The sequence below is a fragment of the Spirosoma flavum genome (genome assembly GCF_042686045.1).
GTDB classification, from domain to species: domain Bacteria; phylum Bacteroidota; class Bacteroidia; order Cytophagales; family Spirosomataceae; genus Spirosoma; species Spirosoma flavum.
This window is the reverse complement of record NZ_JBHUOM010000032.1, coordinates 1-1,800: the sequence shown is the minus strand read 5'-3', so window position 1 is coordinate 1,800 and position 1,800 is coordinate 1. Positions and strand designations below refer to the sequence as shown.

The 1,800-nt window shown below is 44.6% G+C and carries 1 protein-coding gene; it reads right to left on the bottom strand.

The window, feature by feature from the left end; translation table 11 throughout:
* Positions 1–489: 489 nt before the first annotated feature.
* On the bottom strand, positions 490–1,185 hold the full coding sequence (locus ACFS25_RS27165; RefSeq protein ID WP_381507595.1) for a hypothetical protein: 696 nt from the start codon (positions 1,183–1,185) through the stop codon (positions 490–492).
* Positions 1,186–1,800: the final 615 nt, after the last annotated feature.

Sequence of the window (1,800 nt, the reverse complement as noted above, 5' to 3'; positions counted from 1 at the left end):
AGAGTTACTTCGTTCCTGATCGTCGTTGATCGAGTGGTTAGGATGATGCTATCTGCCGGGTTTATCGGGAATGCAATCTGGTCGTACACTTACCGCCAGCCCCTTATCCTTGCCATTTTGGCCACAGCCCATAAACCTACGTGGGCTGTTCCATATTAACGACAGTTACTTTTTACACATCCGCTCGGGCGGCCCCGTTTGCTTTCGCTATCCGTACACTCATGCTCGTCGGGGTTCGGCGTTAGGTTCACCGTTACCGTCTTTTCATCGCACCGGCGGCCCGGCCCGCTTTACGGATTGAGGACTAGTCGCTACCGTAGGGATGACGCTGTTACTCCTGCATCTGGAGAGAGGGACTCACACCCCCACGACTATCAAGTTGTCAAAGAGGTTTCCCCCTTTGCCACCCGTCCCTGATTTCGCAATCATTTAGGGTGAACGAATCGCACAAGTGGCATTATGTTAAAATAGACCACTTTTATTCTATTATTAGCCTTTCTTCCCGATTATCAAACGAAGGCCAATATTAGCCGCTAGGGTTTGACTTGTATAGGCAAAATTGGACGTATAACCCGATTCCATAAGATTAGGAAAACTCACATACGGATGATTCCCACTTTGCCAACCGTAGCGAAGTTTAACATCAATCCCAATCTTCGGGCTAATCAAATAGGTTAAGCCCGTAAAAACCGATAATTCAGATTCGTTACCGGTCTGCTTCAAGTAGACGGATATGTCACGAATACTAAAATCAAGTTGTTGATAGGTGTATCTGTAAGAGGCCCCTATAAAAGGTTTAACCTTTCCTTGACCGATGAACTGTTGAATAAAAGGGGCCACTCCGATCTGTTTAGGCGATATAGAGGTTGGGTACACCCCCGCTTGACCCACAGTGCCACTACTGTAGTAAGTTCCCGTACGAGGAGCCAAACCAAGCGGTATGCCTACACCAAGAATAAGGTTACGGGTAACGAAATAACCAACCGTAGGCATTAGTCTCCGTTGATAGTCTTCGTCGCCGATATCTCGCACTTTTTTCAGTATGACTAGATTGTCCGTCTCTACGCCTATCACCCAATGTCCAATCGAACTCTGCGTTTTAACCGCTCTATTGTCCATAAGTCGCTGGGCATAGGCTGATTCGGTTAGGGTCAACATAATTATCCCGAGGATAAAGTTTTTCATGGCATTTAGTTGTTCTAGTACAGAGCGACTAAGCTACCACTAGTCTGCCTCTTAAGGAATGCGTTAAGAATCTTTAACAGAGCAGGTGCCGTCTACATGTTGATTTCTATGAGCCTATGAAGGTCTGGTTGTCATTGTCCTGGCTTAACAATAGACCACTTTTCATAAGCATTTATAAAAACGCAACAAGCCTTTTTGAGGTGGTTTTACTTGCCATTATCAGGTCCAATCTACGGATATTCCATTAACATAATGTAGGATTTTCTTCTTCCCTTTCCAAAGGATAATTCAGTCTGTTTTCACTGCGCATATGGAGTGGTTGATCCTGGAATAGTTCATTAACATAACGTTGCGTATGCAACTTTCCTAAGAAAAGTACCATTTTCAAAGCAACCAATTTGTTAAAAGGATGTGCAAAGAATCTCCCCTTCTTGACCGTAGAATGACAAATGAGTTAATCTTTCCAAGAGATATTTAGTAAGCTAGGAAATTTTCGAATTCTCAAATAACGCTCCCGCTTGAGACGAGGAAATGTTCATGAATAGGCTCCCGCCTGAGACGAAGGAGCCTTCATGTATATGCTGCTCAAATCGGGCATTTACTGAAACGCCCGCC

Bases quoted from the DNA above. Each gene is read 5' to 3' on its own strand.
- ACFS25_RS27165 (WP_381507595.1), bottom strand. From the start codon at position 1,185: ATGAAAAACTTTATCCTCGGGATAATTATGTTGACCCTAACCGAATCA.